The organism is Exiguobacterium sp. SRB7LM (assembly GCF_015712685.1).
GTDB classification, from domain to species: Bacteria; Bacillota; Bacilli; order Exiguobacteriales; family Exiguobacteriaceae; genus Exiguobacterium; species Exiguobacterium profundum.
This window is the reverse complement of record NZ_VWVR01000006.1, coordinates 1,273,522-1,298,935: the sequence shown is the minus strand read 5'-3', so window position 1 is coordinate 1,298,935 and position 25,414 is coordinate 1,273,522. Positions and strand designations below refer to the sequence as shown.

General features: G+C 48.2%; 30 protein-coding genes and 1 riboswitch. Of the genes, 22 read left to right on the top strand and 8 right to left on the bottom strand.

Annotated elements, in window-relative coordinates; genetic code table 11:
- The first annotated feature begins 1 nt into the window (after position 1).
- The 6 genes from F3H97_RS07475 (at position 2) to F3H97_RS07450 (ending at position 5,071) form a co-directional block, all read left to right on the top strand.
- Positions 2 to 1,222 carry a cysteine desulfurase gene (locus F3H97_RS07475; RefSeq protein WP_159562600.1) on the top strand — a complete coding sequence of 407 codons (1,221 nt, stop codon included), beginning with the start codon at positions 2 to 4 and terminating at the stop codon, positions 1,220 to 1,222.
- Complete coding sequence (gene sufU, locus F3H97_RS07470) at positions 1,212 to 1,646, top strand: Fe-S cluster assembly sulfur transfer protein SufU (protein ID WP_026825487.1); 435 nt, start codon at positions 1,212 to 1,214, stop codon at positions 1,644 to 1,646. Before F3H97_RS07475 ends, sufU begins: the two co-directional genes overlap by 11 nt.
- Positions 1,647 to 1,665: 19 nt before the next feature.
- Positions 1,666 to 3,063, top strand: coding sequence for a Fe-S cluster assembly protein SufB (sufB, locus tag F3H97_RS07465; RefSeq protein WP_012726850.1), 1,398 nt, complete (start codon positions 1,666 to 1,668; stop codon positions 3,061 to 3,063).
- A 161-nt stretch (positions 3,064 to 3,224) separates the two neighbouring features.
- Positions 3,225 to 3,566: a hypothetical protein gene (locus F3H97_RS07460; RefSeq protein ID WP_196430964.1), complete on the top strand. Its 342-nt coding sequence runs from the start codon at positions 3,225 to 3,227 to the stop codon at positions 3,564 to 3,566.
- Positions 3,563 to 3,985, top strand: coding sequence for a DUF6678 family protein (locus F3H97_RS07455; RefSeq protein WP_230872827.1), 423 nt, complete (start codon positions 3,563 to 3,565; stop codon positions 3,983 to 3,985). The genes F3H97_RS07460 and F3H97_RS07455 overlap by 4 nt, the downstream gene beginning before the upstream one ends.
- Before the next feature lie 102 nt (positions 3,986 to 4,087).
- Positions 4,088 to 5,071 (top strand): L-lactate dehydrogenase, encoded by a 984-nt coding sequence (locus F3H97_RS07450; protein ID WP_196430963.1) that lies wholly within the window; start codon positions 4,088 to 4,090, stop codon positions 5,069 to 5,071.
- A gap of 35 nt (positions 5,072 to 5,106) precedes the next feature.
- On the opposite strand, the gene F3H97_RS07445 is transcribed toward F3H97_RS07450, so the two are convergent.
- Complete coding sequence (locus tag F3H97_RS07445; RefSeq protein WP_159562598.1) at positions 5,107 to 6,489, bottom strand: alanine/glycine:cation symporter family protein; 1,383 nt, start codon at positions 6,487 to 6,489, stop codon at positions 5,107 to 5,109.
- Between the two features lie 92 nt (positions 6,490 to 6,581).
- On the opposite strand from F3H97_RS07445, the gene F3H97_RS07440 reads away from it, so the two are divergent.
- From F3H97_RS07440 to F3H97_RS07405, 8 genes are all read left to right on the top strand, one after another.
- Positions 6,582 to 6,854, top strand: coding sequence for an acylphosphatase (locus tag F3H97_RS07440; protein ID WP_078147267.1), 273 nt, complete (start codon positions 6,582 to 6,584; stop codon positions 6,852 to 6,854).
- A 204-nt stretch (positions 6,855 to 7,058) separates the two neighbouring features.
- Complete coding sequence (gene brnQ / locus F3H97_RS07435; protein ID WP_196430962.1) at positions 7,059 to 8,378, top strand: branched-chain amino acid transport system II carrier protein; 1,320 nt, start codon at positions 7,059 to 7,061, stop codon at positions 8,376 to 8,378.
- 105 nt (positions 8,379 to 8,483) lie between these two features.
- Positions 8,484 to 9,665: an MFS transporter gene (locus tag F3H97_RS07430; RefSeq protein ID WP_159562595.1), complete on the top strand. Its 1,182-nt coding sequence runs from the start codon at positions 8,484 to 8,486 to the stop codon at positions 9,663 to 9,665.
- Between the two features lie 11 nt (positions 9,666 to 9,676).
- A complete protein-coding gene (locus F3H97_RS07425) occupies positions 9,677 to 10,522 on the top strand; it encodes a DUF72 domain-containing protein (protein ID WP_196430961.1) in 846 nt (281 codons plus the stop codon).
- A gap of 15 nt (positions 10,523 to 10,537) precedes the next feature.
- Entirely contained in the window at positions 10,538 to 11,878 is a 1,341-nt protein-coding gene (locus F3H97_RS07420) for a bifunctional metallophosphatase/5'-nucleotidase (protein WP_230872826.1), read from the top strand.
- A gap of 48 nt (positions 11,879 to 11,926) precedes the next feature.
- Positions 11,927 to 12,295 carry a YutD family protein gene (locus F3H97_RS07415; RefSeq protein ID WP_047795125.1) on the top strand — a complete coding sequence of 123 codons (369 nt, stop codon included), beginning with the start codon at positions 11,927 to 11,929 and terminating at the stop codon, positions 12,293 to 12,295.
- 158 nt (positions 12,296 to 12,453) lie between these two features.
- Positions 12,454 to 12,759, top strand: coding sequence for a hypothetical protein (locus F3H97_RS07410; RefSeq protein WP_078147262.1), 306 nt, complete (start codon positions 12,454 to 12,456; stop codon positions 12,757 to 12,759).
- 103 nt (positions 12,760 to 12,862) lie between these two features.
- Positions 12,863 to 13,534, top strand: a complete 672-nt coding sequence (locus F3H97_RS07405; RefSeq protein WP_074036376.1) for a DUF975 family protein — start codon at positions 12,863 to 12,865, stop codon at positions 13,532 to 13,534.
- A gap of 44 nt (positions 13,535 to 13,578) precedes the next feature.
- On the opposite strand, the gene glpX is transcribed toward F3H97_RS07405, so the two are convergent.
- Entirely contained in the window at positions 13,579 to 14,559 is a 981-nt protein-coding gene (glpX, locus tag F3H97_RS07400) for a class II fructose-bisphosphatase (RefSeq protein WP_159562592.1), read from the bottom strand.
- Between the two features lie 158 nt (positions 14,560 to 14,717).
- Between glpX and F3H97_RS07395 the strand changes: the two genes are divergently transcribed.
- The gene (locus F3H97_RS07395) at positions 14,718 to 15,161 is read left to right on the top strand and encodes a DUF86 domain-containing protein (protein ID WP_196430959.1); all 444 of its coding nucleotides are present in this window, start codon (positions 14,718 to 14,720) and stop codon (positions 15,159 to 15,161) included.
- 4 nt (positions 15,162 to 15,165) lie between these two features.
- The gene (locus tag F3H97_RS07390; RefSeq protein WP_196430958.1) at positions 15,166 to 15,945 is read left to right on the top strand and encodes a TIGR01457 family HAD-type hydrolase; all 780 of its coding nucleotides are present in this window, start codon (positions 15,166 to 15,168) and stop codon (positions 15,943 to 15,945) included.
- A gap of 19 nt (positions 15,946 to 15,964) precedes the next feature.
- On the opposite strand, the gene F3H97_RS07385 is transcribed toward F3H97_RS07390, so the two are convergent.
- Positions 15,965 to 16,192, bottom strand: a complete 228-nt coding sequence (locus F3H97_RS07385) for a NifU family protein (protein WP_012726833.1) — start codon at positions 16,190 to 16,192, stop codon at positions 15,965 to 15,967.
- A gap of 129 nt (positions 16,193 to 16,321) precedes the next feature.
- Between F3H97_RS07385 and F3H97_RS07380 the strand changes: the two genes are divergently transcribed.
- Together F3H97_RS07380 and F3H97_RS07375 are read left to right on the top strand one after the other, a co-directional pair.
- The gene (locus F3H97_RS07380) at positions 16,322 to 16,627 is read left to right on the top strand and encodes a YuzD family protein (RefSeq protein ID WP_196430957.1); all 306 of its coding nucleotides are present in this window, start codon (positions 16,322 to 16,324) and stop codon (positions 16,625 to 16,627) included.
- A 168-nt stretch (positions 16,628 to 16,795) separates the two neighbouring features.
- Entirely contained in the window at positions 16,796 to 18,082 is a 1,287-nt protein-coding gene (locus tag F3H97_RS07375) for a globin-coupled sensor protein (protein WP_196430956.1), read from the top strand.
- Positions 18,083 to 18,119: 37 nt separating this feature from the next.
- Here F3H97_RS07375 and F3H97_RS07370 read toward each other — a convergent pair whose 3' ends face one another.
- A complete protein-coding gene (locus F3H97_RS07370; protein WP_074036387.1) occupies positions 18,120 to 19,175 on the bottom strand; it encodes an NAD(P)/FAD-dependent oxidoreductase in 1,056 nt (351 codons plus the stop codon).
- Positions 19,176 to 19,273: 98 nt separating this feature from the next.
- On the opposite strand from F3H97_RS07370, the gene F3H97_RS07365 reads away from it, so the two are divergent.
- Together F3H97_RS07365 and F3H97_RS07360 are read left to right on the top strand one after the other, a co-directional pair.
- Positions 19,274 to 19,510, top strand: coding sequence for a YuzB family protein (locus F3H97_RS07365; protein ID WP_012726828.1), 237 nt, complete (start codon positions 19,274 to 19,276; stop codon positions 19,508 to 19,510).
- Positions 19,511 to 19,714: 204 nt separating this feature from the next.
- Complete coding sequence (locus tag F3H97_RS07360; protein WP_074036391.1) at positions 19,715 to 20,926, top strand: NupC/NupG family nucleoside CNT transporter; 1,212 nt, start codon at positions 19,715 to 19,717, stop codon at positions 20,924 to 20,926.
- A 44-nt stretch (positions 20,927 to 20,970) separates the two neighbouring features.
- Here the strand turns inward: F3H97_RS07360 and F3H97_RS07355 are convergent, their stop codons facing one another.
- Together F3H97_RS07355 and F3H97_RS07350 are read right to left on the bottom strand one after the other, a co-directional pair.
- Positions 20,971 to 21,540, bottom strand: coding sequence for a nucleotidyltransferase family protein (locus F3H97_RS07355; RefSeq protein ID WP_196430955.1), 570 nt, complete (start codon positions 21,538 to 21,540; stop codon positions 20,971 to 20,973).
- 69 nt (positions 21,541 to 21,609) lie between these two features.
- A complete protein-coding gene (locus F3H97_RS07350; protein WP_012726825.1) occupies positions 21,610 to 22,197 on the bottom strand; it encodes an ECF transporter S component in 588 nt (195 codons plus the stop codon).
- Between the two features lie 163 nt (positions 22,198 to 22,360).
- Positions 22,361 to 22,503, bottom strand: a riboswitch (FMN riboswitch).
- 97 nt (positions 22,504 to 22,600) lie between these two features.
- On the opposite strand from F3H97_RS07350, the gene F3H97_RS07345 reads away from it, so the two are divergent.
- Entirely contained in the window at positions 22,601 to 22,957 is a 357-nt protein-coding gene (locus F3H97_RS07345; RefSeq protein WP_074036395.1) for a HesB/IscA family protein, read from the top strand.
- 33 nt (positions 22,958 to 22,990) lie between these two features.
- Here F3H97_RS07345 and F3H97_RS07340 read toward each other — a convergent pair whose 3' ends face one another.
- On the bottom strand, positions 22,991 to 23,230 hold the full coding sequence (locus tag F3H97_RS07340) for a hypothetical protein (RefSeq protein ID WP_196430954.1): 240 nt from the start codon (positions 23,228 to 23,230) through the stop codon (positions 22,991 to 22,993).
- A 127-nt stretch (positions 23,231 to 23,357) separates the two neighbouring features.
- Between F3H97_RS07340 and F3H97_RS07335 the strand changes: the two genes are divergently transcribed.
- Positions 23,358 to 24,212: an NAD-dependent epimerase/dehydratase family protein gene (locus tag F3H97_RS07335; protein WP_012726822.1), complete on the top strand. Its 855-nt coding sequence runs from the start codon at positions 23,358 to 23,360 to the stop codon at positions 24,210 to 24,212.
- 40 nt (positions 24,213 to 24,252) lie between these two features.
- On the opposite strand, the gene F3H97_RS07330 is transcribed toward F3H97_RS07335, so the two are convergent.
- Positions 24,253 to 25,230, bottom strand: a complete 978-nt coding sequence (locus tag F3H97_RS07330; protein WP_012726821.1) for an NAD(P)/FAD-dependent oxidoreductase — start codon at positions 25,228 to 25,230, stop codon at positions 24,253 to 24,255.
- Positions 25,231 to 25,414 lie beyond the last annotated feature (184 nt).

The following is a 25,414-nucleotide window of genomic DNA, read 5'->3' as shown; positions in this document are numbered from 1 at the left end:
GATGTTGAACGCCTCGATTCGTGAACAGTTTCCGATTTTAGATCAGGAAATCAATGGACACCCGCTCGTTTATCTTGATAGCGCGGCGAGCTCACAAAAGCCGCTCGCTGTCATCGAGGCGATCGAGGACTATTATCGTCGCAACCATTCGAACGTGCATCGTGGCGTCCATACGCTCGGGACGCAAGCGACGGATGCGTATGAAGGAGCACGTGAACGCGTCCGCTCATTCATCCATGCGGCGGTTCCTGAAGAAATCATTTTCACTCGTGGAACGACGACGGCCATCAACTTGGTCGCATCGAGCTACGGAGATGCGAATGTCGGTGAAGGCGACGAGATCGTCCTCACTCCGATGGAACATCATGCGAACTTAATCCCATGGCAACAACTCGCCAAGCGAAAAGGCGCGACACTTCGTTACGTCGAGCTCACGCCGGACGGACGTGTCACACTCGATGCGGTTCAAGCGGTGTTATCAGACCGGACGAAAATCGTCGCGATGAGTCACGTCTCGAACGTACTCGGGACGATTAACCCGATTGCCGAAGTCGCTCGACTCGCGCATGAGTTGGGTGCCGTCATGGTCGTCGATGCCGCACAAAGTGCACCGCACCGAAAACTTGACGTCCAAGCACTTGACTGTGACTTCCTCGCCTTTTCTGGACATAAGATGCTCGGACCGACTGGGATCGGTGTCTTATATGGGAAGAAGCAACTTCTCAAAAACATGGAGCCGGTCGAGTTCGGTGGCGAGATGATTGACTATGTCGATTTATATGAATCGACGTGGAAAGACATCCCGTACCGTTTCGAAGCGGGAACACCGATTATCGCCGGAGCGGTCGGACTTGCGGCAGCCATCGATTTCTTAGAAGAAATCGGTCTTGAAAACGTCGAAGCACACGAACGTGAACTCGCGTCTTACGCAATCGAGCAGATGAAAACGATTGAAGGGATCGAGATTTACGGTCCTGAAGATCGCGTTGGTCTCGTCACGTTCAACTTGAAGGACGTTCATGCGCACGACCTCGCGACTGTGCTCGACATGCAAGGTATCGCGGTTCGTGCCGGTCATCACTGTGCACAACCACTCATGCGTCTTTTGAAGCAATCATCGACGGCACGGGCGAGCTTCTATTTGTATAACACAAAAGAAGAAGTCGACCGCTTCATCGAGGGATTACGTCAAACGAAGGAGTATTTCAATTATGAGTTTTAATAATCTCGACATGTTGTACCGCCAGGTCATCATGGATCACTATAAAAACCCAAGAAACCGTGGCGTCATCGAAGATGGCGTGACGGTGGACTTGAACAACCCGACGTGTGGGGATTCACTTCGTCTTCAATTACAGGTCGAAGACGACATCGTCAAAGATGCGAAGTTTGAAGGGGAAGGCTGCTCAATCAGTCTCGCCTCGGCATCGATGATGACCCAAATCGTCAAAGGAAAAACAGTAGAAGAGGCGCTTCAACTCGCCAACATCTTCTCTGAAATGGTTCAAGGAAAAGAGTACGACACGGATACGTTTGACCTCGGTGATATCGAGGCGCTCTCAGGCGTATCGAAATTCCCGGCTCGAATCAAGTGTGCCACGCTCGCGTGGAAGGCGCTTGAAAAAGGAGTAGACGAGGACGCGTAAGGAGAAGGAGGAGACCGATATGGCAAAGAACATGCCGGAAATTGGCGATTATAAATACGGCTTCCATGATCGGGACGTTTCGATTTTCCGTTCAGGCCGTGGCTTGACGACAGAAATCGTAGAGACGATCTCGCGCATGAAAGAAGAGCCACAATGGATGCTCGACTTCCGTTTGAAGTCGTTGGATCACTTTAACAAGATGGCGATGCCGACATGGGGCGGAGACCTCTCGGCACTTGATTTCGACGAAATCACGTACTATGTCAAACCATCTGAAAAGACAGAACGCTCATGGGATGAGGTACCAGAAGAAATCAAACGTACGTTTGACAAGCTCGGTATCCCAGAAGCAGAGCAAAAATACTTGGCAGGTGTCTCGGCTCAGTATGAGTCTGAGGTTGTCTACCATAGCATGCAAGAAGACTTCGAAGAAAAAGGTGTCATCTTCAAAGATACAGACACAGCCCTCAAAGAAGACGAAGAGATCTTCAAAGAGTACTTCGGGAAGTTGATCCCGCCGACGGACAACAAGTTTGCGGCCCTCAACTCAGCAGTTTGGTCAGGTGGCTCGTTCATCTACGTACCAAAAGGCGTAAAACTTGAGCAACCGCTCCAAGCCTACTTCCGCATCAACTCGGAAAACATGGGTCAATTCGAGCGTACGCTCATCATCGTCGACGAAGGCGCATCGGTTCATTACGTCGAAGGATGTACGGCACCGGTTTACACAACGAACTCGCTTCACTCAGCGGTCGTTGAGATCTTCGTCAACAAAGATGCATATTGCCGTTACACGACGATCCAAAACTGGGCGAACAACGTCTACAACTTGGTAACGAAACGTGCAGTCTGTGAAGCGGGTGGATCGATGGAGTGGATCGATGGAAACATCGGATCGAAACTCACAATGAAATACCCAGCTGTCATCTTGAAAGGGGAAGGCGCACGTGGGATGACACTCTCAATCGCCCTCGCTGGTAAAGGACAGCACCAAGACGCTGGCGCTAAAATGATTCATCTCGCACCAAACACGTCGTCGTCTATCGTCTCAAAATCGATTTCGAAACAAGGCGGAAAAGTATCGTACCGTGGAATCGTCCACTTCGGCCGTAAGGCGAAGGGCGCACGCTCGAACATCGAGTGTGACACGCTCATCATGGACAACGAGTCGACTTCAGATACGATCCCGTACAATGAAATCTTGAACGACCAAGTGTCGCTCGAGCACGAAGCGAAAGTCTCAAAAGTGTCAGAAGAGCAACTCTTCTACCTCATGAGCCGTGGAATCTCGGAAGAAGAAGCGACAGAAATGATCGTAATGGGCTTCATCGAGCCATTCACAAAAGAATTACCAATGGAATATGCGGTCGAAATGAACCGTCTCATCAAGTTCGAGATGGAAGGTTCGATTGGATAATCGTAACTTTAAACCAGCGAAGCTTAGCTTTGCTGGTTTTTTGTATAATGAAATAAGGAGGCGATGAAGTGACCCATCGATTTTTGTTAGAGAGCCGAGACATTTATTCATTCATGAATCTCATGCTTGTCATTTGTCCGAGTTGCGGGAGGCGAGCAGACGTGTTGGAAAAAACTAATGAAGTGCGCTTAAGTTGTTTTTATTGTGGTCATTTGCAAATGAAGGAGAGCGGTTCGAAGTACGTCGGAGAAGCGATCGATGTTCATTTTGGTTTGCCGCTATTCTTACAAACGGGTTGTTGTGGTCATGTGCTATGGGCTTACAACCGTGAACATCTCAACTATATTAAGGATTATATCGAGGCGAAGATTCGGACGAGCGAGGGAACGAACCGTAGTCTCGAAAGTCGATTACCGGCTTGGATGAAAAACAAGCAGAACCGTAAAGAAGTATTACGAACGATTGAAAAATTAGAGCTTATGATAGAAGGTTCAACAGCATGAATCGACGAGAAGAACTCCAATACATAGAGAAGCACCAATTGACATCGGTGATGAACGAGACAAAATGGCAACGCCTCAATCGAGCTGTTTCTGAAGTGTTGACGCATGCACCGCCGTATCAAATGAAATACTTAGGGGAGGATAAGTTATTTCCAAGTGATTCGTTATCCGAGTATGAAATATTATGGGGAGAGTGGGATGAAATCTGGCTGGAATCCCGTTTACGGTCCATCGAATGGATTCGTTTGCGACCAATTGTACTGCTCTGTAAGGGAGTGATTCTTGACCCAGATGTTTGTGATATGTCTACCGAACTCATTTCAATTTTAGAGAGAGAAAGAATTCCGTTCATCTTGGAAAGTGAGACGATTCAGATTTTCGGTTATGTTCGGAATACAGGAATCTTTGAACCGAAGTAGGATATATAACGTAATCATGTATTTTTCATGCGGCTTTTGTCGTTAAAGATGGAAGAGTCGGGTATGCTAAAAAGAGAATGATTATGGAAAGGAAGGATTTATATGACACGTATCCCGCATAAAGATGATATTGATCCAAGAGACATCACCCGCATCGCTGTGATCGGTGCCGGTTGGGTCGGAGTCAGTTTTGCCTATCAACTATCGACGGCAGCCCTTTGTGAAGAGCTCGTCTTAATCGACTCGAATCACGCCAAAGCGGAAGGAGAGGCGATGGACCTCAATCATGGGATCTCATTCGCCCCGACACCGGTCCGGATTTGGGCAGGCGACTACTCGGATTGTAAAGACGCAGATATCGTCGTCATCACGGCAGGAGCCGCACAAAAACTTGGGCAGACACGGATGGACCTCGTCGAGCAAAACGCCAAGGTCGTCCGCACCGTGACCGAAGACTTGATGAAGAGCGGGTTCGACGGCATTTTAGTCGTCGCGACGAACCCGGTCGATGTGATGGCACACGTCGCCTGGAAAGCATCGGGTTTACCAAAAGAACGCGTCATCGGTTCAGGGACGGTCCTCGATACAGCACGACTCCGTTACAAACTTGGAGACTATTTCGAACTATCGCCACGAAACTGCCACGCCTACTATATGGGTGAACATGGGGATACGGGCTTTGTCGCATGGAACAACGCACGCATCTATGGGAAGAGTATCGATGAACTATTGGCGGAGAACGAGAAATATCAGTTCGAAGACTTAGAAGCGATCTATGCCGATGTGCGCGACGCTGCTTACCAGATCATCGAGCATAAGAACGCCGCCTATTATGCGATTGGGGTAGGCTTGCTTCGCATCATCCGGGCCATCGTCCGAAATGAAAACTCCGTCGTGACGATTGGCGCTCACCTAGACGGCGAGTACGGGGCGAGTGACGTGCATATTGGCGTACCGGCCTTGATTGACCGAAGCGGCATTCGTAAGATCATAGAGATTGAATTGACGAACGAAGAACAACAGAAGTTTGACGCCTCGGTACAAACTATCAAAGCAGGGATTGAGAAAGTCGAGCCCGCATCCTAAAAAAGATCCGACTGCTTAGGCAGTCGGATTGTTGGTTAAGACGCCTCTTCTTCGGCGATATCTTTCTTGTAATACTTCTCGGATGTGAAGAACTCGGTTGTCAATCGTTTCACTTCACCACTTAGAAGCAAGACGGCAATCATATTCGGGATGAGGATCATCGCTAGCATCAAGTCTAGGAAGTTCCAAATCATCTGAGCGCCTCCAATCGAACCGATGACAATCGAGACGATATAAACGGCCTTCATGATTTTTCCTGCCGTCAAACCGAATAAGTACTCGGCTTGTCGCGAGCCGTAAAAGATGATGACGATAATGGTCGAGAGGACGAAGAAGATGAGTGAGATGGTGACGAGTAAGCTTCCCGTGTAACCGAAGTATTCATTGAAAGCAATCGTCGTCAACGCTGCTGGGTCATCCATCGCTCCGTCTGCCGTCCAGACACCTGAAGACAAGACGACGAATGCGGTCGTGCTACAAATGATGAGCGTATCGATGACGATCCCGATGACGGCCCAGAACCCTTGGCGCACCGGATGGTCCGTCTGTGCCGCGGCGTGGGCAATCGGTGCCGTTCCAAGACCGGCTTCATTTGAATAGAGTCCACGGGCGAAGCCCCAACGAATCGTCTCAGCAACGGCGGCACCGGCAAACCCACCGAACGCGGCCATCGGCTCGAATGCATAAGAGAAGATGAGACTGAGAACGTTTGGAATCTCAGAGAAGTTCATCAAGACGATGACGAGTCCGGCTCCGACATAGACGAGTGCCATGCCAGGGACGACGATCTCGGTGACTTTCGCGATGCGCTTCAGTCCGCCAAAGACGATGATGCCCACAAGAATAGCGACGACAATCCCTGTGATGAGCGTGTTTCCATTGAACGTCTCACGGACTGCCGAGCTGACAGCGTTCCCTTGTACCATGATACTCGGAATGAGTTCGATCATGAGGGCGAAGGCGAACCACGTCGCGAGCCACTTCCAACGAAGTCCTTTTGATATGTAGTAGACCGGTCCCCCGACAAATTCGCCGGCATCATTCTTCTCACGATAGTGCACGGCCAGTACGCTCTCTGAGAACTTGATGGCCATGCCGATGATAGCGATGACCCACATCCAGAAGATGGCACCCGGTCCCCCGAACATAATCGCTGCAGGTACACCGATGATGTTCGCGGCCCCGACTGTTGAAGAGAGGGCTGACGTCAACGCTTGTCTCGGACTGATGTCGCCTTCACCTTTCGGCTTTTTGAAAATGCTGCCGAACGTTTGCTTGAATATGTAGATGGGGTAACGAAACTGAAAGAAACCGAGCTTGATGGTGAGGAAGATACCGGATAAGACGAGTAACGAGATAATTGGTACGCCCCAAAGCCAGTCGGAAACGTTCGTGACAAGAGTAATAAATTCATTCATACAACCACTCCAATTCCATTATTTTACTTAAATACTGTTTCCTAAAGTAAGGACCTCTAAACATCTTTGACAAAATAAAGGAGGAAAATAGAATGAGAGTTGCTAAACGTTTGATTGTATCTGGACGTGTCCAAGGCGTGGGGTTTCGATATTTTTCACAGGAGACCGCGCAACGATTCGGCATCAAAGGATGGGTTCGCAATCTAAGTGACGGGACAGTCGAGCTACATGCGGAAGGAACCGAGCAAGAAATCGACGCCTTCGAGCAGACGTTGAAGGATGGCAATCGCTTTGTCGGTGTCGAACGAATCGAAGAGACGGAAGCGAACGATCAGGAATTTCGCTCGTTCGACATACGCTATTAACCGCTTACATCTCCCTACATATGAAAGGGAGATTTTTTAGTGAAATCTACATTTCAAAAAATTAAACCTCGAATTTTGGAGATAGGGTGGTCAAACGATAGGAAGTGTGTATAATGAAATAGACCAAGCGATATATTGTCAGAAAATTTAGTTATTATTTTTTTGTTAAGTCGTTCGGAATATCAAGTGTATGGAGGTAGTTGTATGAAAAAATCGACATTGTTCCCGTTAGCGTTTACGATTTTTGCTTTATTCTTTGGGGCCGGGAACTTGCTGTTCCCACCTGAGCTCGGCGCCTTGGCGGGGGAAAACCTCGTACCGGCGATGATCGGGTTCGTCATTACGGGTGTCGGTTTACCGCTTCTTGCTTTGTTCGCAGTCGCTCGGGTCGGCGGCGGGACAGACCAAATTGCTCGTTATATTCCAAAGCGTCTCGCGCTTATCTTGACAGGATTGATGTATGTGGCTATCGGACCTTTCTTCGGAATCCCGCGTACGGCTGCTGTCACGTATGAAATGGGACTCGTTCCGTTTCTCGATGCTCCTTCTACTTTGACACTCGCGATGAGTTCGACCGTCTTTTTCGGGTTGACGTTCTTCTTGACGCTTCGTGCTCAAAAGTTGATTGAAGTCATCGGGCGCATCATTACACCAATCCTCTTGTTCTTGCTTGCAGCGATTGGAATCACAAACCTCATCTCGCCACTCGGGGAGCCGGGAGCTCCAGCGGAAGGATTTGAGACATGGGTGGGTGCACTCGGCCAAGGTTTCCAACAAGGCTATTTGACAATGGATGTATTCGGGGCCCTCGTCTTTGGGGCAATCGTCCTCGTCACGTTGAAAGCTAATGGATTGAGTGACCAAAAAGAAGCGTCTTCGCTTCTTCGCTCTGCGGGCATGCTTGCCGTTACCTGTTTGATGCTTGTCTATATCTCGCTCGGTTCAATCGGTGCGAATATGACAGTCGCAGAAGGAACGACGAGTGGCGCAAGCCTTCTCCAAGCGTTCGCAGGTACGTCTTACGGACAAGTCGGAATGCTTGCACTCGGATTAGCGGTCTTCCTCGCTTGTTTGACGACAGCAGTTGGCCTCATCTCAGAGTTCTCACGCTTCATCAGCAATCAGTTTGATTCTCTCAAATATCATCATGTCGTCATCGCGACAACGTTGTTTGGATTCATGATCTCACTCGTTGGTTTGAGTTCGTTGATTCAAATCGCGGTGCCGCTTCTCACGCTCCTCTATCCGGTCATGATCGCACTCGTGCTCGTATCGGTGACGGAACGTCTTCAACGAAACCCTGGTGTGGCGATGAAAGCGACGATTTATACGGCGCTCGTTCTCTCGTTCTTTGAAACGTGGAACGGCATCCAGCCTTCTGCGGTTACTTCTTGGATTGGAAACCTACCAATGGCGGATATCGGACTTGCCTGGGCAGTTCCGACGATAATCGTCTATGCGATCACGCTTCTTCTTCCGAAGGGAACGTCACAAGAATCACTCGCTCAATCACGCATCTCATAAGTCTCGCCCATCCTTTGGTCAAGGATGGGCTTTTTTCTGTCTTATTGTTTGCCTGGATGTGAGCTCAAACAGTAAAATGGAAAGATGAAAAGGGAGTGACATTCGTTGACGACAAAACAAAAAAATCAATTGGCGATTCTCATGTTGAACATGTTTATCGCCGTCGCCGGATTTGGGATCATCATCCCGATTATTCCGGATTACTTAAAGATGATTGGCGAGGGAGGGACAGCCGCCGGACTCATGATTTCCGTATTTGCAGGTGCCCAGCTCGTCATGTCACCGATTGCCGGGAAATGGGCGGACGTCCACGGCCGCCGACTCATGATCATTCTCGGTCTGATCGGATTCACCATCTCGATGGGAGTCTTCTATCTATCAGATAATTTGACGATTCTTCTCGTCTCTCGTGCCATCGGGGGTGTTGGTGCAGCGCTTTTGATACCTGCCATCTTCGCTTATGTGGCAGATATCACGACACTCGAGCAACGAGCTCGAGGAAACAGTTATATTTCCGCGGCAATGTCGCTTGGAATTGTAGTGGGACCAGGGATTGGTGGCTTTTTTGCTGAATTCGGCTTGAAGACACCGTTGCTCGTTTCAGCGATTGTATCGTTTATCGCTGTCATTTCGTCTGTGCTTCTTCTTAAGGAGCCTGACCGTGCTCCATACGTGGCGCCTAAGATTAAAGAGTCTTTACCGACGCAGCTGGTCATGTCGACGCGAAAACCGTACTTCTTCGTATTGGTCATCAACCTCGTCATGGCGTTTGGTCTGATGGCGTATGAATCGGTACTTGGGCTCTATGTCAGTGAGATGTTCAGTGCGACACCACAAGAGATTGCCATCATGGTAACCGGAACGGGGATTGTGAGTGTTATCGTTCAATTGTTTGCGGTGGACCGTCTCGTCGAATGGTTGGGTGAGACCAAGGTCGTACTTGCTTTCATCGCGCTCGCCTCATTTGGCTTCTTGTTATCTTTGTTCGCTGGTACGTATATGCTCTTCTTCGCAGTGACACTCGTGATTTTCTTATCGACATCTATTTTACGACCGGTGTTGAACACGCTCGTGTCGAAACTTGCAGGAAACGAGCAAGGTCTTGCCATGGGGATGAACAACGCTTATATGAGTATTGGGAATATTTTAGGGCCGACATTGGCGGGAATCGCCTTTGATATTGATATGCGCTATCCGTTCATGATGGGACTCGTCCTATTGCTCGTCACATACATGGGCACATGGAACTGGTCGAAACGGAAAGCGGCCGCCATTTCAGAATCGTAAAGGAGGACGCTATGATCTATGTAGGTGTGACCGGATGGGGTGACCACGATTTGCTGTATACGACCCCAGAAGAACGAAAACATAAATTATCGACATATGCGGGACATTTCCCGACTGTTGAAGTCGACTCGACCTTCTATGCGATTCAACCTGTGAAAAATTTCGAAAAATGGGATGGGGAAACACCGGATCATTTTCAATTCGTTGTGAAAGTTTCCAGAGAAATGAGCGGACATGATCGTGAGCCGAAAACGCCTTTGATTGAACTGTTTGAGCGTTATCGCGTCTCGGTCGATCCGTTAAAACGAGCGGGGAAATTACGGGCTGTGCTCGTTCAATTGCCGCCGTGGTTCGATGTGTCAAAGCCACACCTGGATTATTTGAGAACGCTTCGTGCCGAGCTGTCAGATTACGAGATTGCCATCGAGTTCCGCAATCCGACCTGGTTCTCAGAAGCGTTCCGGGACCGGACGCTTCAATTTTTGAAGGAGCAGCGGTTCATCAACACGATTTGCGATGAACCGCAAACGAAAGAGAGCAGCATCCCGTTCGTACCGGTCGTGACATATCCTGATGTTGCGGTCGTTCGATTGCATGGACGCAATACGTCAGGGTGGCTCAAAAAACCTGGAATGACGAGTCAAGAATGGCGGCATGTTCGCTGTCTGTACCGGTATAGCGAGGAAGAATTGCAAGAATTGGCGACCTCACTTCGTGAGATTGACCGTGAAGCGAAAGACGTGTATGTATACTTTAACAACAACTCGGCTGGGGATGCAGCACCGAATGCGAAGCGACTCATTGAGATTCTTGGCCTTGAATATGAACTCGCGCCGAGACAAATCAGTTTGTTTTAGAAGGAAGGGATGGCCATGACGACACTGTCTATTTTTCATTACAACGATCTTCATTCAAAGTTCGACCAATGGCCGAAACTTGTTTCATTTCTAGAAGAACATCGGACTGACAATACGCTGTACTTTGATTTAGGAGATCATGCCGACCGCACCCACCCGGCGACCGAAGTGACACGTGGAAAGTTGAATGTTCGTTTGCTCGAGCAACTCCGTCCGACAGCGGTCACCATCGGAAACAACGAAGGGATCACTTTTCCTCATGATTGGCTAGCCGAACTGTATGACGAAGCGACATTTCCCATCTTACTTGGGAATGTATATGAAGCAGACGGGTCACGACCGAATTGGGTCGATGAGACGCTCGTTCTTGAGAAAGATGGTTTCCAGATCGGTCTGTTTGGTGTGACCGCTCCATATGAAGAGTTATACCCAGAGCTCGGCTGGCAGATTGAATCGCCTTACGAGGCGGCGGAGCGAGCGCTGAAACAGTTGGCGTATTGTGATGTCATCATCGCGCTCAGTCACCTTGGATTCTTTGGAGATGAGCGATTAGCTGAAATGTTTCCTGAAATCGATGTCATTCTCGGTGCGCATACACATCATGTTTTAGATGAAGGTGTGATGACGAACGGTGTGTTGATTGCACAGGCCGGAAAATATGGGAAGTACGTCGGTGAAGTCACACTGACGCTTGGCGAGTCAGGAATCGTATCGAAAGAAGCGCGCCTTCACGAACTGTCTCAGCAATCGGATAGTCCAGACACGTTGGCGTTGTTGCGCACAGAAGGGGCAGATGCCGAACGCCTTCTTGATGTCACGATTGCAGAGACGGATGGATACGCCTCCGATTGGTTCGGACCTTCTCCACTCGGTGACCTACTCGTCGAAGGGATGGTCGAATGGTGTGCGGCGGATGTTGGGATTATTCCATCTGGGGTTGTGCTAGAAGGCCTTGCACCGGGTGGGGTGACGCTCAACATGTTGCATCGGATCTGTCCGCATCCAATCAACCCTTGTGTGCTGACATTGGACGGTGAAACGTTGTCGCGTTTCCTTCACGATACTAATGAAGAAACGTTCACGAATATGCATGTCAGAGGTCTCGGGTTCAGAGGGACCGTTCTCGGAGAACCGAGTCTCTATCAAATCGAACAACGTGACGGTCAGACTTATGTGATGGGGGAACGATTGGATTTAAATCGGACATATCGTGTCGCAACGGTCGATATGTTGACATTCGGTCCGCTTCTTCCTTATTTGGCAGACCAACCGAAGCGATATTTCATGCCCGAACTTCTGCGAGATGTATTACGAGAAACAATCGTCGCCCGTCATGAAGTGATTCGAAAAGGATAGAGTGCATCGATGAGGGCATGCTATGATAACAGAGTGGAGGTGGGAGCGATGATTCGAGTGAATCGCCACGGATATACCGTCTTGGAAGAAAAACGGGACGGGTTCGATGAAGAGGCGTTTATCGCACGGTATAGTGACGTGCTAGATAAGTACGATTACATCGTCGGTGATTGGGGGCATGGTCAGTTGCGATTGAAGGGATTCTATGAACCGCAATCTAAATTGGCGACCTATGAGAACCGAATTGATCACGTGATGGACTACGTATACGAATATTGCAACTTTGGATGTCCTTATTTCGTTTTGAAAAAAGAAACGGAAATCAACGAAGAAGAGAGTGGACCCGTCTTTGGGGGAACGAAGCAAAAACTGAAGTTGAAGCGTAAGTTCAACAAGACCGATGAATCAAACGTGTAAAGTGCTGAGCCGTCAGCACTTTTTTTATTACATTTAATTTCCAAATATTTCGTTTAGGTAAAAAGTCGTGACTTCCGGTTTTGAGGTTGGAAAAATGTGATAAATTGTCATTAAGGATAGTTTCGTAGGTTTTTGGTTTTGATAGTGAGGTGATTTGGATGCAACATGTACAAACGACCGTCGGGGATCGGGATGACGTCCATAATCGAATTCATAACTTCGGACTCGGGATATTGGCCATGTTCTTTTTTGGTTTCCATATCATGATGACCTTTTATTTTACGGCGGCAGTCATTCTATTTGAACTCGTTCATGTGTTGATCATCCGTCGCTTTGAATATGGCCATTCGTTCTTGCGAGGCCGTGTCTTCAAAGTCACATCTCACCTTGTGTTATCACTCGGGGTGCTGTTGTTGATCTTGTCCATGTCTCAGTTCTTTTTAGGCAATGTGATGATTCGCTAAGCGGAAAGGAAAAATTCCTTTCCCTTTTTTTATGTTTTTTTGAAACGTATGGTCACCTTTTCACGTACACTAATAGAAAGACTACGAAAAAGGATGGATTACTATGAGATCTGAATGGAAACAACATGCACGACACGCCTTGAAAGGAAAATGGTGGTTGATGGCCGGATTGGCACTCTTGTTCCTCATTATTAACGGGATTCCGCAATGGTTTGCGCCTGAAATGGACGTCAACTCGCCAGAACCGTTCACATCGACAGAAGTCACTTTGAGCTTTGTATCGAACGTTCTGCAAATTTTAATTGCCCCACTTGCGATCGGTTGGTCGTGGCTTGCTCTCAACGTATCACGTGAGAAAGGAGCCTCGCTCTCAACGCTGTTCAAGCCGTTCCAGACACGTTACTTCAAACATGTCATCACCTCGTTTGTGATGGGGGTATTCCTCGTGTTATGGACGTTGTTACTCATCGTACCGGGAATCATCAAAGGATTCTCATATTCACTTACGCCGTACATTTTGCGCGATCAGCCTGAACTTTCCGCACTCGAGTCGATCACAGAATCACGTCGTCTCATGGATGGGCACAAGATGGAAGCCTTCATGCTCGTCTTGTCCTTCTTTGGTTGGTTCCTCGTCGGGATCTTGACGCTCGGGATTGGGTTCTTCTTCATCGGACCTTACTTCTCGACGACGTACGCGACGTTCTACGATTCGATTCGAGACAAGCAAGTTGATTCGAATGAGCCAGTGCACGGAACAGAACAAGGATTTTAAAGAAACAAACGCCTCGCTCAAGTGATTGAGCAAGGCGTTTTTGATTAGGCGTTGACTTCAGTTTTTTGTAAGTATGGTTTCAACGACAAGTGGTGTTCGGCCACGACTTTACGAATCGTACGTGTCTTCGAGCGCATGACGAGTGATGTCGTCTCGACGATATCATCTGTTAAGAATTTGACGCCATCGAGCAACTCACCTGACGTGACACCTGTTGCGGCGAAGATACAGTCATCACTCTTGACGAGGTCGTCGAGCGTGAGGAGTTGGAGCGGATCTTCAATGCCCATCGAGATGACGCGTGCAGATTCTTCTTCATTCATCGGGTGAAGACGGGCCTGCATGTCTCCGCCAAGCGCTTTGACAGCTGCAGCCGTGATGACGCCTTCAGGAGCACCGCCTGTACTGATGAAAATATCAATCGGATTTGTTTTGACGGCAGCTGCGATTCCGGCCGAGACATCGCCATCCTCAAACAATTTGACGCGTGCGCCGACGTTCATGACGGCTTGGCGAAGGTGTTCGTGGCGATCGCGGTCTTGCATGATCACCGTCACTTCTTCAATGCGTTTATTGTTATATTTTGCCGCTTTTTCGATGATCGACTCGAGTGGTTCATCGAGCGAGACTTTTCCTTTTAAGTTCGGCCCAACGACGAGCTTATCCATGTACATATCTGGTGCGTGGAGGAGGGCACCTTCATCCGCAACAGCGATGACGACCATCGCATCTCCGAGTCCTTTTGCGACAATGGATGTACCTTCGAGCGGGTCAACGGCGATGTCGACTTTCGGACCGAACGTCGTACCGAGTTTTTCCCCAATGTAGAGCATCGGTGCTTCATCGAGTTCACCTTCTCCGATAACGACCGTCGCATCCATGTTCACTGTTCCGAGAACTTCGCGCATCGCTGACGTAGCTGCGTCATCGGCTTCATTCTTTTGCCCGCGTCCAATCCATTTCGATGATGCGAGTGCTGCTGCTTCCGTCGCTCGTACGATTTCTAATGCTAATTCACGTTCCATAGTGTTGTACCCTCCACGTTATCTCTATTAAATGTGTTATACTTTTTACGGCTTAAATCCGTTGATTAGTGTATCACATTTTTATAAATGATGTAAATAGGGCAGGTTCTTTTCTCCAGAACGAAAAAGGATTAGTATTAACAGCAGGGGGGATCATCATGTATTTTGTGAATAGAGAGAAGATTAATCAGACACTGGAACAAATGGAGACGATGTTAGCACATACGGACCAACTGAGCGGAGATGCGTTCACGGTAGAACTTGCGAAACAACGAATGGCTGTCCTCCTGATGGAAGGGGTCATCGACGTAGGGAACTCGATGATTGACGGATTCATCATGCGTGACCCGGGTAGCTATGAAGATATTGTCGACATTCTGCTCGATGAACGCGTGCTCGATGAGAAGACGGGTAATGCCACCAAGGAGCTCGTCGGATTGCGTGCATACTATGTTCGTGAGTTCGTCGATGCAGACGCATCACGCTTCGATGAATGGGTGAAGATGTCGAAACAAGACTTCACAGCGTTCTCCACGCAAGTTCGTCGCTACTTAGAGGTCGAACTTGGACCAGTGTCCGCATTCTTGCCAGAAAGCGAGTGATTGGATGGAACCGATAAAAGGATATTTGTTTGATTTAGATGGTACGATGTATGCAGGAATAGAGCCCGTTCAAGCTGCTGTCGATTTTGTAAACGAGTTAGAAGCTACGGGCGTCCCATACTTATTCGTCACGAATAACGCCTCGATGACACAACAGCAGATTGCGGATAAGTTGATTTCAATGGGGGCAAATGTGAAGGCAGAAAACGTCTTGACGAGTGCGATGGCGACGGCTTTTTATATTGAGAAGATGTCACCGGGCGCGACCGTCTATATGATTGGCGAAGACGGACTCCGACTCGCCTTAGAATCTCGTGGGTTCCACGTCACGGACGAACCGAAAGCGGACTATGTGGTCATCGGTCTCGACCGTCACATTACGTATGAGAAGTTGGCGCGAGGGGCGATCGCCATTCGTTCGGGAGCCCGATTCATTTCGACGAATGGGGATATCGCCATTCCGACAGAACGAGGGTTTTTACCGGGGAACGGGTCGCTCACATCCGTGTTGACGGTGACGACAGAAAAAGAACCATTCTTTATCGGGAAGCCAGAACCGGTCATGATTGATATTGCACTCGACATGATTGGATTGACGAAAGAGGATGTCGTGATGGTAGGGGATAACTATCATACAGATATTCTATTCGGGATCAATGGGGGAATCCGTACACTTCACGTCAACTCAGGTGTACACGGTCCAGCATTTATTCAAGAACAAGAAAAACTCCCGACCTATATGGTTGAGAGTTTAAATGAATGGAAGCATGAAAAAAAGGGATGACGAATGTCTCCCTTTTTGCTTAGAATACTTGTTCTACTTCGACGATGCCTGGTACTTCTTCGATGAGCGCACGCTCAATACCGGCTTTTAGCGTGATTGTTGAAGACGGGCAGCTGCCGCAAGCACCCATCAAACGGAGCTTGACGATGCCTTCTTCGACATCAACGAGTTCGACGTCTCCGCCGTCACGAAGCAAGAACGGACGCAATTTATCGAGCACTTCTTGGACTTGATCAAACATTTCCATGGTATCTACCCCTTTCTCGTTCTACTTTATTCTAGCAAGTTTGAGAGTGTTTCTCAATCATTTACGCTGAGCGTTTCGTCATCGAGAGTGGGGAAGATTTTTGTATAATGGTTTCGAGGGGGAATGAATATGAAAATCACGGTTTATGGGGCAGAGGTTCAATGTGCCAGTTGTGTCGGTGCACCGAGTTCGACCGAGACGTATGAGTGGTTGCAAAGTGCGCTCGGACGCAAGTATCCGGAGCAGTCCTTTTCTTTCGAGTACATCGATTTCGAACAGAGTGAGGACGAGTTTGCCCAGGCGCTTAAAGACGATGAATGGTTTTATCCGCTCGTCTTGCTCGACGGAGCAGTGATTGACGAAGGGGTCGTTCAGTTACGAAAAGTGTATGCGGCAATTGAGGCGAAACAAGGATCCGTCAATCATATAAAATAGTGAGCAAGTGGACGAACCATGCGATAGCAAGGTTCGTTTTTTGTTTACCTATAATTCAGAAAAAAGATTTTACAACTTTTGTCTCTCGGGATAAACTGAACATAACTTGTATAAATTTTATAATATTTTGAAAATTAATAAACCTGTTTATTAAAGGAGGACTATTTGATGTTTGCCCGAAAACGAAATATGCCGATCCATTTAGACACCTCGTCCCAAATGGAGCACTTATTGATCGCACTTCCCGATGAGTTGGAACGACAACGTCAGTTGATTCGTCTCGAACGTGAGGATTTAGCTTATTTACGTGCGTATCAACAGGAATTACGTCAATTGACACCTCGGTTGGTTGATGTGTTTTATGAAGAGCTCGAAAAGATCGACGAGATGAGAGAGTTGATTCGGCAACATTCGTCATCGGACAAACTAAAACTCACTCTTTCTAACCATATAATGGAGATGTTTGAAGGGAAGTTGAATGAAGCATATATCAATCGACGTCTCGCCATCGCCAAACGTCATTACCTGATCGGTCTGAAAGGGAAATGGTATATGGCGGCCTTCCAAAAAATATTCGAGACGCTCGTCTTATCGATTCAACATGAGCAGCTCGATGCGGACTCGAAAATGAGGTTGATGATGGCCGTCTCGAAAATCTTTAACTTCGAGCAACAAATCGTGCTCGAGATGTTTGACGATGAAGCAGACGTCGTTCGTGACCAGATGCAACACGTGAAAGATGAAATCAGTCAAACGATTCAGCAGGCGAGTGAAGATTTGGCCGCCCTCTCACAAGAAGTCATGGCTAGTTTTCAGTCGATGAATGAGCGGGCAGATGATATGAAGCATTCAAGTTCACTCACGCAGACAAAGCTACGGACGGTACTTCACTCTTCAGTGAGTGGGAAAGACACGATTTTGTCGGAGGCGGGACGCCTTGATGAAATCGCGCGTGACCTCTCCGATTCAGCTCAGGAAATCAAGGCGCTCGAAAGATTGATGAACGAGATCATGACGATTGCGGATTCGGTCAAACAAATTGCCAACCAGACAAACCTACTTAGCTTGAATGCCGCGATTGAAGCAGCACGGGCAGGCGAGCAAGGGAAAGGATTCCAAGTCGTCGCTTCCGAAGTACGGACGCTCGCGAGTCAATCGAAACAAGCGGCGGAAGAGGTGGAGGATTTGGTGAAGCGTCTCACGAACCAGATGGAAGAGACTTCGAGCCGCGTCTTATCGACCGAGCAAGAGATGAAGCAGACGATGGGACGGATCAATGATGTGACGGATGCCTTCCTCCAAATTTCGGGTGATTCGGAGCATGCTGACGGGCAGATGGGGAGTCTCGCCGGTGATATCGATGAGATTGTGGAATCAATAGCCGAACTCAAGCGTGCCACGACCCAGATTGCGACGTCTTCGACACGGTTGATGGATACAGCGCAACGGTTATAAAAAGAGTGGCAGTCCGGCGACTGCCACTCTTTTATGCTTATTTAATGACCTTATGTTTCCAAAGGATACCGGACTTTAATAGTCGGGCTACTTTCCCGGTGAGTGATTGTTTCCCCATAAACACCCCAAAGCCAGCCTTCTTCCCGAGGGAACCGAGCGTCCCTTTCAGTTTGATGTCGGGTAATTCTGGATAATTGATACCTTTCCATTTGCAAAGCAAGACTTGAACGATCTGTTCGGCTTGGGCTTCGGCAAGTTGTCCGGACGGTGCGTACGGTAAGCTCGCATTGTCACCAACGACAAACACGTCCGGCAGTCCAGGAACAAAGTGATGTTCCGTCAATTTGACACGTCCGCCTCCATCGAGTTCCCAACCTTGATTCCGTACAACGGCGACCGGTTGAATCCCGGCCGTCCATACGGTCAGATCAGATGGGAATAAGTCTTCATGGTTCCATAATCCGTCAGCATCGACACGTGTGATGTTCGCATTATTGATGACTTCGACGCCGTGCTCCTCAAACCAAGATTGTACGTACATCGAGACACGATTAGATAAGAAAGATAGAACGGATGGTCCGCGGTCGAATAAACGGACCGTCAAATCAGGCCGGCTCTCACGAAGTTCGCTGGCGAGTTCGACACCAGATAGACCGGCACCGACGACAGAAACGACCGAACCTGGTCGCAGACCGTTGATCGCTTGTTGTGTCTTACGTGACTCTTCCAGTGTTTGAATACTGTACGTGAATTCAGCTGCCCCTTGAACGTTGTGGTATTTGTCTTCGCATCCTAATCCGATGACGAGGTCGTCGTAGGGCACTTTTTCTCCACTCGCGAGCAGAACCATTTTGTCTTCGGTGTCGATGTCCGTGACCTGTCCGTATATGTAATCGATTTCATCCGGAAAGTCGATGCGAATATCGCGGTCCGAGACCGTTCCTGCGGCCAGTGCGTAATACTCAGTTTTCAATCCATGATAAGGCAAGCGATCGACGAGCGTGACCGAGATGTCTTGTAACTGATGTCCAAGTACTCTCTCAATCACACGCATTCCCCCGTAACCGCCTCCTAAGACGACTAATTTGCGCATAATAATCCCCCTTTGTTACTCTTCAACTGTATCATGTTATAATCTGCCGTAGAAGAACCATTTTCCGATAATTCACGTAAAGAAAGACGGTGACATATATGATGAATCCGATCATCGAATTTTGTGCTTCGAATTTGGCGATGGGCTCACAAATTGCCCGGGCTAAATTAGAGTCCGACCCTGATCTTGATGTGGTCGAATATGGCTGTACAGGCTATTGTGGTGTCTGTTCCCTTGATCTCTTTTGCCTCGTAGATGGGGAAGTGGTGACGGGTGAAACACCAGAAGAGCTCGTGACGAAGGTGTATGAAAAAATCGAAGAGATGGCATGGTAAAAAGTTTGAGGAAATGACCTCAAACTTTTTTATTTCACCCGTTGCATTTTAAAAAGAGGGATGTTATATTCTAAGAGGTTCGAATGTAGGTTGTCTGACGTTTAACAACGATAAAAAGAAAGCGTTTCAAACGGTAGGACACATCTCTTTTCGGGTATGACACATATAATTGGTTTTGTTTAATATGAAAGGAGCACAACATCAATGAAAATCATGAGTGTGGTTGGTATTTTGGCACTAATTGCAATCGCTTACATCTTCTCTACCAACCGTAAAGCCATCAAATGGCGCACGGTCTTGGCAGCGTTCGCTGTTCAATTCGCATTTGCATTCCTCGTCTTATATACGGCATGGGGACGTAAGGCGCTTGAATGGATCTCAAATGGGGTTCAAGCTGTCTTGAACACAGCGGGTGACGGGATTGCCTTCGTATTCGGAACAGCAGTCGGTGGCGACAACTTCGTTTTCGCATTCCAAGTCCTTCCGATTATCATCTTCATGTCATCATTAATCGCATTGCTTTACTACCTCGGCGTCATGCAGTGGGTCATCCGTATCCTCGGTACTGCCCTTGCGAAAGCACTTGGTACGTCACGTAAAGAGTCACTTTCAGCAACAGCGAACATTTTCGTCGGTCAAACGGAAGCACCGCTTGTCATCAAGCCGTACCTTCCTACAATGACACAGTCTGAGCTCTTCGCAGTCATGGTCGGTGGACTCGCATCGGTTGCCGGATCTGTACTTGCAGGTTATGCAGCACTCGGTGTACCACTCGAATACTTGCTCGCAGCGAGCTTCATGGCAGCGCCAGCAGGTCTCTTATTCGCGAAAATTATCGTACCAGAAACAGAAGAGTACGATGACGACATCGAGATTGTAGAAGATGAAGAAGACAGAGCGGCGAACTTCGTCGATGCAGCGGCACGTGGTGCTTCTGACGGTCTCTTCCTTGCCTTGAACGTCGGTGCGATGCTTCTTGCATTCGTTTCATTGATTGCGCTCGTCAACTTGATCCTCGGTTCAGTTGGTGGACTCTTCGGATTTGATAGCTTGTCACTCGAATTGATTCTCGGTTACGTCTTCGCGCCACTTGCATTCGTGATTGGTGTACCATGGGCGGATGCTGTACAATTCGGTAGCTTCCTCGGTCAAAAACTAGTCTTGAACGAATTCGTTGCTTTCTCTGAGTTTGCTCCAATCATCGGTTCTGGTGATTTGTCAGCTCGTACAGAAGCGATGATCGCATTCGCACTTTGTGGTTTCGCAAACATCTCGTCACTCGCGATCCTTCTTGGTGGTCTTGGTGGTATGGCGCCAAACCGTCGTGGTGACATCGCACGCATGGGTGTTCTCGCGATTCTTGCAGGTACGCTTGCAAACTTGATGTCAGCTACATTGGCTGGACTTCTTCTTTAATCGGTATAAGAAAACGCGATCACTTCGGTGGTCGCGTTTTTTTATTATGAGAAGGATGTATGTATGGTGATGTTTGGCCACTTGGCGGACCAGTTCTTTTGCTGCAACCGCTCCAGATAGATGGGATGCTTTGAAGAGTTCGAATCAAAGGGTGGTGTCGGTATAACGTGCATGTTGATCAAGTCGTGAATGCCGTGTGGGGCAGCGAGGATGAGGGAACCATCCGATTGAAGACGTACCCCGATCGCGGTGACGGTCTCAGGAAAATGTGCCAACGCATCGACCGATGAAGCATAGGGTGGAAGGTTGTTGACGTGATGCATTCTCGCTTGATTTTTGACAGACCAAGGTACATCGGGGATGAGGCGGAATAATCGCTCTTCGAGTTGTTTTTCGACTGCTTCCTCTGGTTGGTTTGGGTCGAAATAAATCACATCTACATCATCTGTTTTAGTCGATGTTTCGTATCCGTGAAGGTGGTCCCAGACTTTTGAACGAATATATCCCGCACAAATCCAACAATCCGGTAAATCGAGGATGGCGACGGCGTGGAGAAGCTTTATGAGCTCGGCGTCTTGTTTTAGAAAATGAACCAAATCCTGTTCGTCTGTCATAATGAATGCCCCTTCTTACAATATGGTTAAAAAAAGCACCTAGGCAACGCCTAGATGCTCGTATATTGATTATGCTTGAAGTTGTACGCGTTGACGTTCGATCCACGGCTTCAATTTCAAGAAGAGTGGGACGAAGAGCGCGCTGATCAAGATCGCTTTAATCAAGTTGAACGGTAAGATCCCGTAAAGGACAAGATCCGTTTTCACCGCCGGGTCGGCCATGTCTGCCATTCCGAAGAAGAAGGCGTAGGCTGGCAAGATGACGAGATAGTTTAAGATGGCGAGGCTAAGAGCCATTGTGATTGTACCGGCAAGTAATCCAGAAGCGAGTGCTTTGTTTGACTTGCGCTTATGGTAGAACCAGGCAACTGGGTACATAAAGGCCACTCCTGCGAAGAAGTTTGCGACTTCCCCGACTGGAACGCCGCCACCGTTAAAGACGTAGTACAAGACGTTTTTCAAACCGACGACCACGACTCCTGCGAGTGGGGAAAAGACGATTCCGGCAATGAGTGCAGGAATGTCACTAAAGTCCACTTTAAGGAATGGCGGTAAAAATGGGAGCGGAAAGTTGAATAGCATGAGTACGAACGAGATCGTCCCGAGCATCGCCAAAGTCACCATTGTTGTCAGTCGTTTGTTGCGCGTAGTTTTCATCAGAATCTCTCCTTTAGGTCGCTCCTCGATGAATGGCATCCGTCGCATATAAAAACCCGATTGCAATGAAGACAATCGGGAGAGTTTACGCGCATACGAAATAGATGTTTTCCGAGGTGGAAAAGTCCACGTCAAAGAAAACATCCGGATATCGGTCGGATGCCGCCATCTTCTCCCATCCAGACTATACTGTCGGCTTTCGAATCTCACGAAATCAGCAAGCAACGCCTTGCTCGCTCACGGGCTGAGAAGAATATATTCTTCAATACCGCCGGTCGGGAATTTCACCCTGCCCCGAAGATGGAACGATTTAATTTTTTTTGTTACAGTTTAGTTATACAAGATAATCCACAAGATGACAAGTCAATTGACTTGAATTGAAGATATATGAGGAGGAGTTCAGATGATTCATTTAACAGAGTCAGCCGCACTTCAAGTGCTAGAGATGATGAAACAGACGGAACGCCCGGATGCGCAATACTTGCGAGTGAAGGTACAAGGTGGCGGATGTACAGGACTTTCATACGGGATGGGCTTCGACGAGGAGAAGACGGACAAAGACATTCAATTCGACCATCATGGTGTCCGCGTCATCGTTGCGGAAGTGGATCACGGGGTTGTTGATGGCCTCGAGATTGATTACAAGCAGTCGATGCTCGGTGGCGGTTTCACAATTAAAAACCCAAATGCGATTGCAACATGCGGTTGCGGTTCGAGTTTCCGGACAGCGACGAATGCAGGTACGCCAGGAGAATGCTAAAGAATAAGAACCGATCGCGAGTGCGATCGGTTCTTATTCTTCTTCTGTCAAAATCAACCGAATGACTTTTCCAGTTACGTCGAGTTCGATGTGATGTTGCCAAGGCCGAAAGCCTGTGATTGTACACGTGTCATTCGTGATGCGGAATGAGCAGACACTCTCTTCCTCTTGGTCGAGGACAGAGTAACGACTGAAATCAGATAAGCTCTGATAGATTGCATACTGTGGTGGTAGTTCATACGTCCATCCTTTTTCTAACATGATTTGGTGCATATTCGAGCCCCCTAACAAGTCTTTACTTATTAGAATAGCAAGAATACGTGTAAAAGTGGTAGATTAGTCTGTTTCTTTGAAGGGAAAATGAGTAGGGACGTCATTACAAATGGGAGGATTCAGGGTCATGAGAAAAGTATTGATATTCGGAGGGTCACGCTATTTCGGAAAACGGCTCGCATTGCGACTTGCTGAAGCAGGGGATGATGTGACGATTGTGACGAGAGGGCAACTACAGGTGCCGGAAGCTGAAGGGATTCGGTCTGTCAAAGGAGACCGGCAATCGGTCGCGACGATGAAAGACTTGGCCCGCGAACGGTACGACCTCGTCTATGACAACATTTGTTTTACTCCGTATCAGGCAAAAATCGCCTCGGATGCGTTCATGGACAAAGTCGGGAAATATGTGCTCACGTCGACGATGTCGGTCTACGCCCCTGGTCCTGATTTAAAAGAGAGCGACTTCAATCCGCTCCATTACGAATATCATCTTGAATCCGAACATGACTACGGACAAGGGAAACGCGAGGCGGAATCATTCTTCTTCCATCGCGCCTCTTTCCCGGTGGCGACCGTACGATTACCGATCGTGTTAGGTCCGGATGACTATACAGACCGATTGAAGTTTTATGTAGATGCAATCCGGAACGAGGAACCGGTTGTCTTGCATCACCCGGAAGCAAAGATGGGCTTCATCTCGAGTGCGGAAGCGGCCGCCTTCTTAGAATGGGTCGGTCGTGCCAATGTGACAGGACCGTTCAATGCGGCGAGTGATGGACTCATCTCGATGGGGGCCTTGATGGAGCGAATCGGTCAACACGTCGGAAAACCCGTCCATATTATAAAAGATGGAGACTCGTCACCGTATGATTCGGATGTCGACTATTATATGTCGATTGCTGAGGCGAAGAAGGCGGGATTTGTGTTTACGCAACTCGATGACTGGATTGACCGGGTCATCGTTCAAACGATGAAAAGATAAAAAACGCTTCTGTGGATGTGGACCACAGAAGCGTTTTTGGTTATTTCCCAGCAAATACAGATGTCGAGTGTTGCGGATGACGAGCAGTCGGATCCACGAGCTGTTTCACTTGGTTGATGGCGATTGGGGCTTCACCGAAACCGGTCGCAATCAATTTTACTTTCCCTTCGTATGTCGCGATATCACCGCAAGCGAAGATGCCGGCAACGGTCGTTTCCATACGTGAATCGACACGGATTGTGTTTTTCTCGAATTCCATTCCCCAGTTCTTGATTGGACCGAGCGATGAAACGAATCCGTAGTTACAAATCAAATCATCGATTTCAACGATTTTTGATTCGCCATCCTTATCTGTCAATTCGACAGATTCGATGTGTGTCTCACCAGACAGTGACTCGATGTTGTAAGGCGTAAGGACGTTAATCGTCGATGCCTTCATCTGTTCTACCGTATGTTCATGAGCACGGAAGCGGTCACGACGGTGAACGATGTGTACTTCTTTTGCGATTCCTTCAAGCATGAGTGCCCAGTCGACGGCTGAATCGCCACCGCCTGCAATCATGACACGGCGATCACGGAATTTCTCCATGTTGTCAACAAAGTAATGAAGGTTGGCATAATCTTCGCAGCCATCAAGACCGAGTGGGCGGGCTGAGAAGGCACCGTTTCCGGCTGTGATGATGATGGCTTTCGTATGATACTCTTCTTTGTTCGTCGTCAATACGAAAGTGCCGTCCTCGAGGCGTTCGACCGTTTCCACCGTTTCGCCGAGGCGGTAGTCTTGTTCGAATTGATCGGCCTGAGCTTTTAGTTGATCAATCAAGTCCTGTGCTTTCACTTTCGGGAAACCGGCAATATCATAAATATATTTTTCAGGATAGAGCGTTGATAACTGACCACCGAGTTGCGGTAAGCTTTCAATCAACGTCGTATCGAGTTGGCGCATGCCTGCATAAAATGCGGTGAACAGTCCGACTGGTCCGCCACCGATGATGATTACATCTTTCGTCGTCTTCATCGAATTCCTCCTCAAAGCGTATACATCTATTATAGAGAGTTTATTGAATTAAATCCATTCAGTACAAACATGCAACACTTTCAAAAAAAATTCAAGAAGATAAGCTTTTCCATTGAGAATTCAAATTAAAGAGCGTACAATGAAACAGAAGCAATTGTGAACAGATGTTGAACAAGAATAGGCT

Bases quoted from the DNA above. Each gene is read 5' to 3' on its own strand.
- brnQ (WP_196430962.1), top strand. From the start codon at position 7,059: ATGAAAAAATCGACATTGTTCCCGTTAGCGTTTACGATTTTTGCTTTA.
- F3H97_RS07440 (WP_078147267.1), top strand. From the start codon at position 6,582: ATGAGAGTTGCTAAACGTTTGATTGTATCTGGACGTGTCCAAGGCGTG.
- F3H97_RS07395 (WP_196430959.1), top strand. From the start codon at position 14,718: ATGTATTTTGTGAATAGAGAGAAGATTAATCAGACACTGGAACAAATG.
- F3H97_RS07375 (WP_196430956.1), top strand. From the start codon at position 16,796: ATGTTTGCCCGAAAACGAAATATGCCGATCCATTTAGACACCTCGTCC.
- F3H97_RS07335 (WP_012726822.1), top strand. From the start codon at position 23,358: ATGAGAAAAGTATTGATATTCGGAGGGTCACGCTATTTCGGAAAACGG.
- F3H97_RS07360 (WP_074036391.1), top strand. From the start codon at position 19,715: ATGAAAATCATGAGTGTGGTTGGTATTTTGGCACTAATTGCAATCGCT.
- F3H97_RS07410 (WP_078147262.1), top strand. From the start codon at position 12,454: ATGCAACATGTACAAACGACCGTCGGGGATCGGGATGACGTCCATAAT.
- F3H97_RS07415 (WP_047795125.1), top strand. From the start codon at position 11,927: ATGATTCGAGTGAATCGCCACGGATATACCGTCTTGGAAGAAAAACGG.
- F3H97_RS07340 (WP_196430954.1), bottom strand. From the start codon at position 23,230: ATGCACCAAATCATGTTAGAAAAAGGATGGACGTATGAACTACCACCA.
- glpX (WP_159562592.1), bottom strand. From the start codon at position 14,559: ATGGAACGTGAATTAGCATTAGAAATCGTACGAGCGACGGAAGCAGCA.
- F3H97_RS07380 (WP_196430957.1), top strand. From the start codon at position 16,322: ATGAAAATCACGGTTTATGGGGCAGAGGTTCAATGTGCCAGTTGTGTC.
- F3H97_RS07370 (WP_074036387.1), bottom strand. From the start codon at position 19,175: ATGCGCAAATTAGTCGTCTTAGGAGGCGGTTACGGGGGAATGCGTGTG.
- F3H97_RS07350 (WP_012726825.1), bottom strand. From the start codon at position 22,197: ATGAAAACTACGCGCAACAAACGACTGACAACAATGGTGACTTTGGCG.
- F3H97_RS07475 (WP_159562600.1), top strand. From the start codon at position 2: ATGTTGAACGCCTCGATTCGTGAACAGTTTCCGATTTTAGATCAGGAA.
- F3H97_RS07385 (WP_012726833.1), bottom strand. From the start codon at position 16,192: ATGGAAATGTTTGATCAAGTCCAAGAAGTGCTCGATAAATTGCGTCCG.
- sufB (WP_012726850.1), top strand. From the start codon at position 1,666: ATGGCAAAGAACATGCCGGAAATTGGCGATTATAAATACGGCTTCCAT.
- F3H97_RS07450 (WP_196430963.1), top strand. From the start codon at position 4,088: ATGACACGTATCCCGCATAAAGATGATATTGATCCAAGAGACATCACC.
- F3H97_RS07445 (WP_159562598.1), bottom strand. From the start codon at position 6,489: ATGAATGAATTTATTACTCTTGTCACGAACGTTTCCGACTGGCTTTGG.
- F3H97_RS07355 (WP_196430955.1), bottom strand. From the start codon at position 21,540: ATGACAGACGAACAGGATTTGGTTCATTTTCTAAAACAAGACGCCGAG.
- F3H97_RS07405 (WP_074036376.1), top strand. From the start codon at position 12,863: ATGAGATCTGAATGGAAACAACATGCACGACACGCCTTGAAAGGAAAA.
- F3H97_RS07365 (WP_012726828.1), top strand. From the start codon at position 19,274: ATGATGAATCCGATCATCGAATTTTGTGCTTCGAATTTGGCGATGGGC.
- F3H97_RS07420 (WP_230872826.1), top strand. From the start codon at position 10,538: ATGACGACACTGTCTATTTTTCATTACAACGATCTTCATTCAAAGTTC.
- F3H97_RS07425 (WP_196430961.1), top strand. From the start codon at position 9,677: ATGATCTATGTAGGTGTGACCGGATGGGGTGACCACGATTTGCTGTAT.
- F3H97_RS07390 (WP_196430958.1), top strand. From the start codon at position 15,166: ATGGAACCGATAAAAGGATATTTGTTTGATTTAGATGGTACGATGTAT.
- F3H97_RS07455 (WP_230872827.1), top strand. From the start codon at position 3,563: ATGAATCGACGAGAAGAACTCCAATACATAGAGAAGCACCAATTGACA.
- F3H97_RS07345 (WP_074036395.1), top strand. From the start codon at position 22,601: ATGATTCATTTAACAGAGTCAGCCGCACTTCAAGTGCTAGAGATGATG.
- sufU (WP_026825487.1), top strand. From the start codon at position 1,212: ATGAGTTTTAATAATCTCGACATGTTGTACCGCCAGGTCATCATGGAT.
- F3H97_RS07330 (WP_012726821.1), bottom strand. From the start codon at position 25,230: ATGAAGACGACGAAAGATGTAATCATCATCGGTGGCGGACCAGTCGGA.